6 protein-coding genes and 2 rRNA genes are annotated in these 7,211 nt (G+C 60.2%); 4 read left to right on the top strand and 4 right to left on the bottom strand.

Annotated elements, in window-relative coordinates; genetic code table 11:
- Together ACYP2A_RS31720 and rrf are read left to right on the top strand one after the other, a co-directional pair.
- Positions 1–221 (top strand): 23S ribosomal RNA (locus ACYP2A_RS31720); the annotation flags it as partial.
- A gap of 136 nt (positions 222–357) precedes the next feature.
- Positions 358–473, top strand: a 5S ribosomal RNA gene (gene rrf / locus ACYP2A_RS31715).
- A 146-nt stretch (positions 474–619) separates the two neighbouring features.
- On the opposite strand, the gene mksF is transcribed toward rrf, so the two are convergent.
- The 3 genes from mksF to mksB are packed head-to-tail and all read right to left on the bottom strand — an operon-like array spanning position 620 to position 5,353.
- Positions 620–3,433, bottom strand: coding sequence for an Mks condensin complex protein MksF (gene mksF / locus ACYP2A_RS31710; RefSeq protein WP_459749887.1), 2,814 nt, complete (start codon positions 3,431–3,433; stop codon positions 620–622).
- Positions 3,430–4,086, bottom strand: a complete 657-nt coding sequence (gene mksE / locus ACYP2A_RS31705) for an Mks condensin complex protein MksE (RefSeq protein WP_459749886.1) — start codon at positions 4,084–4,086, stop codon at positions 3,430–3,432. Before mksE ends, mksF begins: the two co-directional genes overlap by 4 nt.
- A complete protein-coding gene (gene mksB, locus ACYP2A_RS31700) occupies positions 4,076–5,353 on the bottom strand; it encodes an Mks condensin complex protein MksB (protein ID WP_459749891.1) in 1,278 nt (425 codons plus the stop codon). The genes mksE and mksB overlap by 11 nt, the downstream gene beginning before the upstream one ends.
- Before the next feature lie 167 nt (positions 5,354–5,520).
- Here mksB and ACYP2A_RS31695 point away from each other — a divergent pair, with 167 nt between their 5' ends.
- Complete coding sequence (locus ACYP2A_RS31695) at positions 5,521–6,324, top strand: energy transducer TonB (protein ID WP_459749890.1); 804 nt, start codon at positions 5,521–5,523, stop codon at positions 6,322–6,324.
- Entirely contained in the window at positions 6,317–6,769 is a 453-nt protein-coding gene (rimI, locus tag ACYP2A_RS31690; protein ID WP_459749885.1) for a ribosomal protein S18-alanine N-acetyltransferase, read from the top strand. The genes ACYP2A_RS31695 and rimI overlap by 8 nt, the downstream gene beginning before the upstream one ends.
- On the opposite strand, the gene ACYP2A_RS31685 is transcribed toward rimI, so the two are convergent.
- Positions 6,770–7,174 (bottom strand): serine kinase/phosphatase, encoded by a 405-nt coding sequence (locus ACYP2A_RS31685; protein WP_459749884.1) that lies wholly within the window; start codon positions 7,172–7,174, stop codon positions 6,770–6,772.
- Positions 7,175–7,211: the final 37 nt, after the last annotated feature.

Raw genomic sequence — 7,211 nt, 5'->3', positions numbered from 1 at the left:
TGGTGTTCCGGTTGTCACGCCAGTGGCATTGCCGGGTAGCTATGTTCGGGAAAGATAACCGCTGAAAGCATCTAAGCGGGAAACTTGCCTCAAGATGAGATCTCACTGGAACCTTGAGTTCCCTAAAGGGCCGTCGAAGACTACGACGTTGATAGGTTGGGTGTGTAAGCGCTGTGAGGCGTTGAGCTAACCAATACTAATTGCCCGTGAGGCTTGACCATATAACACCCAAGCCATCTGCACAGCAGTGGCGGTGTGTGAAGACGATTGAACCGAAAGCTGTAGAACACACGAACATTTTGCGCATCACACACAGAATTTGCCGAAACGTTGAAAGACGGGTCGGCTACCGAATTTCTTGACGACCATAGAGCATTGGAACCACCTGATCCCATCCCGAACTCAGCAGTGAAACGATGCATCGCCGATGGTAGTGTGGAGCTTCTCCATGTGAGAGTAGGTCATCGTCAAGATTCAAACCCAAAACCCCTGATCGCTTTGCGGTCGGGGGTTTTGCTTTGCGCGAAAGAAATTCACACGTACGCCTTCGCCGCTAAAGTGTCTCCTGCAGGCAAAAAAAGACCGCCTCAAAAGGCGGTCTCCATAACCTCTATAGAAACTAAGCCACTTCCTCCTGCTTAGCCTCGTCTTCACGGCGATGGATATACTTCCAGTCCGCTTCATCGATATAAATACCGTTAGGTCCGCTGCCCGCCTCAAGATCAATGGCTACATGCGCCGACACCTGCGGTTTCACGCTCGCCAGAATCGGTACAAAGCCCAGTTGCTGACTGGTTTCCAGCAGCGCCGACTGGTTCTTCTCGTCGATATCCGCCGCTTCGTCCAGGTAGTAGGGCAAGCGCACACGCCCGGCCAGATCACGGTCCATCAAGTGCAGCAACAGATACATGTTGGTCAGCGCCTTGATGGTCATCGTCGTGCCGTTGGACGCTGCGCCATCGATATCGGTATGGATAACCGGCTGACCGTTGACCTTGGTGATCTCGAACGCCAGTTCAAACAAGTCCTTCAAGCCCAACTGGTTGTGATTGGCAGCCACCAGCCGTGCCAGATACTCCTTGGCTTCTTCGTTCTTGTGATCCTGCTCGGCGCTCTGGCTCAGGTCGAACACCGACAGCGTCTCGCCTTCTTCATACTGGCCGGCGCTGTGGATAATCTGATCGATATGCTTGAGTGCCTCTTTATTCGGTGCCAGCACAATGCGGAAGCTCGCCAGGTTAGACACCTGTCGCTTGTTGATCTCGCGATTGAACAGTGCCAACTGATGTTCCAGGCTTTCATAGTCGCTGCGAATATTACGCAGCGTACGCGCAATATCGGTCACTGCGGCACGGCGAGCCTTGCCCAGCGTCAGCGCTTCATCGGTGCGGTGCGCATAGGCATTGATCAGCAACTGCAGGCGACGCTCGACATCTTCTTCGCTGTCGAACTTGGCCACACCTTTGAGGCGAACCTGCGCATACAGCGCATCGATCTGCCCGTCGCAACGTTGCAACGCCTGCCAGCTGTCCTGATAGTCGTTGAGCAACGGCAGCAAGTTATCCACAGAGTCATCGACTTCCTCCATGAACGGCACGCCATGCGGCAGGTCGGCCGGCAGCAATTGCCGACGGCGCAAGGCATCGTCCAGCGTGCGTTGCTTGGCCTCAAGATCACCGATCTGCCGCGCCACCAGCTGCAACTTGGCCGACAACTGCTGAACGCGCTCGGTAAAGGCATCGCTGGAGCGCTTGAGCTCATCCTGCGCCGCTTCCAGTTGCGCCAGCTCTTCAATCTTGCCCGGCTCTTCGGCGCTCAGGGTCTGGCTGCGGCGGAAATCCTCCAGCGCCTTCTGCGCATCGAGCACCTGTTTATACAGCGCCTCGGTCTGGCTCTTGCTCGCCGTACGGTCAGAGGCCACCGCCTGCTGGGTCTTGAGTTGCTTGAGTTCTTTCTCCAGACGATCCTTCTGATCACGCAACACCGCGCGATCGGCCAACGCCTGCAAGGTCGGAGGCTCGATGCTCGACAGATTGATCGACAACCCCGGCACCTGGAACTGATCCCCTTTGAACTGATCCAGCAACGCTTGCAGTGATTTGACCCACGCCTCGCCGTCATCCAGCGCGATGCCCTGTTCGCCCAGCGGCAGGCTGAACAGTGCGCCGTTGAACAGGCGCATCAGGCGCTCGACATCACCTTGTGAAAACTCTTCGCACAACCGCGCATAGCTATTGTTATCGGCATGATCGAGCTGTTGCTTCACCGACTTCAGGCGTCGTTCCAGATCTCGCAGCCGCTCATCGAGGTCTTCGGCACTGAATTGCCGCGACTGGGCCAGGGCGCCGGCCAGTTCGTCGTGCGCATCCTTGGCGCTGAGCAATTGCTGCTCCAGCACCTTGGCATTGTCGACCAGCGCGAAGCGGTTCTTGAGTACCGACAGCTCGCCCAGCCAGCGCTGCAGGCTGCTGATTTCACGCTCCAGGCGCATCAGCTCCTGGGTGCTGTTGCGCTGATCGTTCTGCATTACATCCTGCTGCGCACGGTAATGCTCGGCCTGAATGACCAGCTCTTCCTTGCGCGCACCGGAGTAGTCCGACCAGGTGCCCAGCAGCGAGTCGAGAAGGGGCGAGATGCGATGCAGTTTGCCGCGCAGCACTTCACGCTGACGAACACCGGACGCCAGGGCCTCGACCAGCGCGCCGGCCTGCACCAGCGAGTTGTAGTCCTGCTCCATGCGCCGCACATCGCGGAAAGCCTCTTCGCAGGCGGCAATGTAATCGACACTGCCCGAACGCAGGCTGTGTTCGAAGGCATCGAGAAACAGCTGCTTGAGCTTCGCTGCGGTGATCTCGCGCATGTGCAGCAGGTTGATGAACAGCGCACGAAAAGTCTTCAGACTCTGCTCGCTGGTCGACCGCAGCGGAATCAGCGTCAGGTCCAGTGGAATAGAGGTATGGCCGCCGACCAGCAGGCGGCGCAGCTCATCGGGCTTGAGCTCGTAAGCTTTCAGGCCGTGGCTGGCCAGATTATTGAACAGCTCTTTCTGGCGCAGGCACGTGTCGTTCTTCTGGTAATGGCCCAGATCCAGCTCGCCGGCATAGGCGAAGAACTGGTGACCAAAACCGCCGCCCGGCCCACGGCCGACCACGCCAATCACATGCGGGCCGTGGGCCAGATTGACCTCGACCAGAATGTAGCTGGTGTCGGAGGCAAAGTAGAAACGCCGCGATTGTTCAAGGCTGTACTTGCCGAAACTCATGTCCGACATGCGCGCCAGAATGGGAAATTGCAGGGCGTTGATCGAAGCACTTTTACCCAGGTTGTTCGCGCCGTACACCGACAACGGATACTCCAGCGGAAACAGCCCCAGGCTGTAACCGGCGGTATTGAGCAGGGCAAAGCGGCGAATGCCATAACGTTCCTGGCTCATGCATTGATCTCCTGTTGTTCATCGGCAATGGCACGGGCGAGGGCGTCGTCTTCGGACTCATCATCTAGCCCGTCGTCGACCAGCACCGGCGTCGGCAGCGGCAAGTCGCTGTGCAGGCTGGCCGCCAGATCGCGGTCCTGCTGCACCGACAGGCACACATCGAGAAAACGGTGCATGGGCGGCAGAAAGCGATAGATGCCTACCTCTTCACTGGCGAAACCCAGCTGCGTCATACGCCGCATGATCTTTTCTTCCAGCTCTTCCTGGGTCTGCACCTCGGCCTGCACGAACAGGTCGCGGTACTTGTCGAGCAGCGAAGGCAGCTCGTCACGGCCCAGGCTGCCGCCATCCAGCACATTGACCGGGTCGCGGCCCTGATCGGCCAGATGCTCGACCAGAATAAAGGTGAACAGCGCCAGACGCTGGGCGGTCTTGTTGACCTGTGCGGCGGCCTGGTCGGGGACAAAGTAATAAAAGCCGCGCGTGTCGCACACCAGTTCAAACCCAAGCGCTTTGAACAGCGTGCGGTACTGGTCCTGCGAATTGGACAACTGCGCGTACAGCTCAGGATCCCGGCGGCTGATGTGATAACCCTTGAACAGCTCGCGAAAGATCGGAGCCAGTTGGGACATTTCGGACAGATCAAGTTGCATGGTTGACGCTCTCGGAATTCTCTTGCTGCTCGTTGCCGGCACTGAGCAGGGCGAAGGAGCGCAGGCTGACCCGGTGCTCCTGGGTCAGATAGTCGCGACGCTCCAGGCGTTGGCGGGCAAAGCGCTTGTCGCGCGACAGGCGCGAGAACCAGTACAACAGCTCATCGGTGGCGCCGTCCGGCTCTTGCTCCAGCAGCCAGTTCATCAGGTCCGGCAAGGGCAGGGCGTCTTCGCAGCGTTCAAGCATCTCCTTGACCGTGCGCGGCGCCCGCGGTTGTTCGCCTGTGCGTGTGGCACTGGCCTTGGGAAATTTCGTTGCCTTGGGCTCGAAGTGCGCCAGGGCATAGACATACGCCTCGACCTGGCTGGCACTGCCGAGAAAGGTACTTTGCGGCCGGGTGAACAGCGGCATGGCCGCCTGCGGCAGCGCATCCAGGCCCTTGCGCCGAATCGCCGACAACGCCAGTGCCGCGCCACGGGTCACGGCGTTATGCCGGCGCGCTTCTTCACGCAGCGGCAGCAGCAGTTCGCGGGCATGGCGCAGGGTCAACTGGGCGTTGGTCTGCATCTCCAGAATGCGCGCGTGGGTGCGCAGCAGCATGTCGTCGTCGACCAGATGCCCGAGGCGCTGTTGCTCGGTCAGCAGGTGCAGCAGCACCTTCTCGACCTTGCGCACACCCTGCTCGAAAGCACCGTCGGCGTTGACCAACTGGATCATCGGCTCGACATACTCGTCCCAGGTTGCCAGCACTTCTGCATAACGCTGACGCAGCGGAATCTGCCGGTCACTGGTCTTGGCCCGCTCGGCCACCGCGACCAGGGCCTGCTCGTCGTTGGCGAGTTTTTTCAGCACATCGCGCACGCGCATGTCGAGCAGGCGCAACTGGCGCGCCAGGTCGTTGGCGTCGCGAATGTCGAAGGCGTCCTGGATATACCCGGCCAGGCGCTCCAGGTGGCGCAAATAAGCCTCGATTTCCAGGCACAGGCCCAGACGGTGTTCATGACGCAGATACGACAGAAAATCGTGAATCTGTGCATTGAGCTCGAAACGGTTCGGGCTCTTGGCCACCGGGACCAGAATGTCCAGGCGGATCCACACATCCAGCAGTTGAGTGATGTCCTGCGCGGTGCTGTCCAGCTGGCGGGCGCCCAGTTGCTGGCGCAGCTCGCTCAGGCTCAGAGTGCCCTGGTCGAAGTGCTCGCACAGAGGCTCCAGCAGTGCCCAGTGTTCAGCCAGGGCGCGCAGGACTCGCTTGGGTTCGATCATGACAAGGTCGACCGTGGCAAATGAAAGGTCGCGATTGTACTGCATCGTCCCTGTATCGTTTCACTTCGCCCGTTACCAAGGATGAACGGTGTGCCGAACAGCACTGGCAGTAAACCGGCCCAGCCCCTAGAATTGCGCGCCTGACTTATCCACAAGTGGCTGATCTTTTGCTGACCGAGTCCCGTCGCCGTGCTTATCTGACCGCCATGCAGGTGGACAGCTGGCTGCCGCGTACCGAACTGCCTTTCGCCGCCCCTTCGCGGCCGGAACTGTTGGCGCTTGTACCGGTGCTTGCCGAGGCCGAAATCATCGTGCCTGCTGCCGCGCCCGCACAAGACCGCCCGGCAGCGCCCGTTGCGGCGGCCAGGGCGGCGGTCCAGCCGGCCGAGCGACCCAGGATCGAAGTCCCGCGCCCGGCCCCCGCCGCACCGCGTAAAGTCGTCAGCAAAGAACCCGAAGCCGAATCGGCACCCAAAGTACCGCTGGTACCGCCGCCGCGTTTTGCCCTGCAATTGCTGCGTGCCGGCAGTTGCCTGCTGCTGGTCGAGTTATCCACCGGCCAGCCGTTTCAAAGCCGCGACCCGACCTATCTGCTGCTCAAAGACATGCTGCGTGCTGCCGGTTTGCCCGACAGCCCGCAAATCATCGGCGAGCCGGTGCGCTGGCCGTTGCTGGTGCGCAGCCGCATGGACCAGGGTCCGGAAGCGGCGCAGGATTTCGTTCAGGGTTTTGTCGCTGCCCGCCTCGAAGAACACCCGTGCACCTGCCTGTGGCTGGTCGGCCTGCCTGCCGTACGTTTTGCCGGCCAGGCCGACAACGATGCGTTTTACCAAGAACTTCAGGTCCAGGGCCTGGGAACAGTCTGGGCGCTGCCGGGCCTTGAATCATTGATGGACGAGCCGCAGCGCAAGGCCCACGTCTGGCAAGCCATGCGCCGCTTGATGGCGCGCTGGAAAAAACCTGATGAGTGACAGCACCACCTTTCGCCGTATGACCGAAGCGGACCTCGATGCCGTACTGAAAATCGAGTACGCAGCGTTCAGCCATCCCTGGACACGCGGCATCTTCACCGACGCACTCAAGTCCTATGAAGTCTGGCTGATGTTCGACGGCGCGCAGCAGGTCGGCCATGGCGTGATCCAGGTGATCATCGACGAAGCGCACCTGCTCAATATCACCGTCAAACCGGAAAATCAGGGCCGTGGTCTGGGCTATCAATTGCTCGACCACCTGATGAAGCGCGCCTACCAGCTCAACGCCCGCGAATGCTTTCTGGAACTGCGCGACAGCAACCGTCCCGCCTACCGTCTGTATGAACAGTACGGCTTCAACGAGATCGGCCGCCGTCGTGACTACTACCCGGCCGCCGATGGCCGCGAAGATGCCGTGGTCATGGCCTGCACGCTGCTCGACTGATTACTCGGGCTTGCCGTCCAGCGGGTCAAGGTGCGCCAGTTCTTCTTCATCCAGGCCGTGGCCGGCGCCGATATCGGACTGATCGACCGCACTCAGTTCCTTGTCCGCCGGACGATCGGCGCCACGTTCCGAGGGCGAGCGTGCACCGTCTTCACGAATCAGCGTGTCGGGCTGCAAGTCATCGTCGGTGCCGTGGTGGTCGGGTGTCGAGGCACCGGTCATGCCGGCTTCACGTACCCGCCGGTCCGGAATTTCTTGCTCAAGTTCCTGCTCGGGAATTTCATCACCGATACGTGCGGTCTCGTCATCGTCGAAATCCAGCTCGTGCACCGAGCCCATGCGGTCTTCGGTGGTATCGATCGACTCAGGCTGCTCGGCATTGAAGGGGCGACGTTCTTCGCTCATGACACAATCCTTTTATCTCGGGGTGTGTTGGGTGGAC

Source organism: Pseudomonas sp. 3A(2025), from assembly GCF_054589175.1.
Note: the sequence above shows the minus strand (reverse complement) of the source record. Positions and strands in the feature narration are given on the sequence as shown.

Coding starts and splice junctions, on each gene's coding strand:
- rimI (WP_459749885.1), top strand. CDS start 6,317: ATGAGTGACAGCACCACCTTTCGCCGTATGACCGAAGCGGACCTCGAT.
- mksF (WP_459749887.1), bottom strand. CDS start 3,433: ATGAGCCAGGAACGTTATGGCATTCGCCGCTTTGCCCTGCTCAATACC.
- ACYP2A_RS31685 (WP_459749884.1), bottom strand. CDS start 7,174: ATGAGCGAAGAACGTCGCCCCTTCAATGCCGAGCAGCCTGAGTCGATC.
- mksE (WP_459749886.1), bottom strand. CDS start 4,086: ATGCAACTTGATCTGTCCGAAATGTCCCAACTGGCTCCGATCTTTCGC.
- mksB (WP_459749891.1), bottom strand. CDS start 5,353: ATGATCGAACCCAAGCGAGTCCTGCGCGCCCTGGCTGAACACTGGGCA.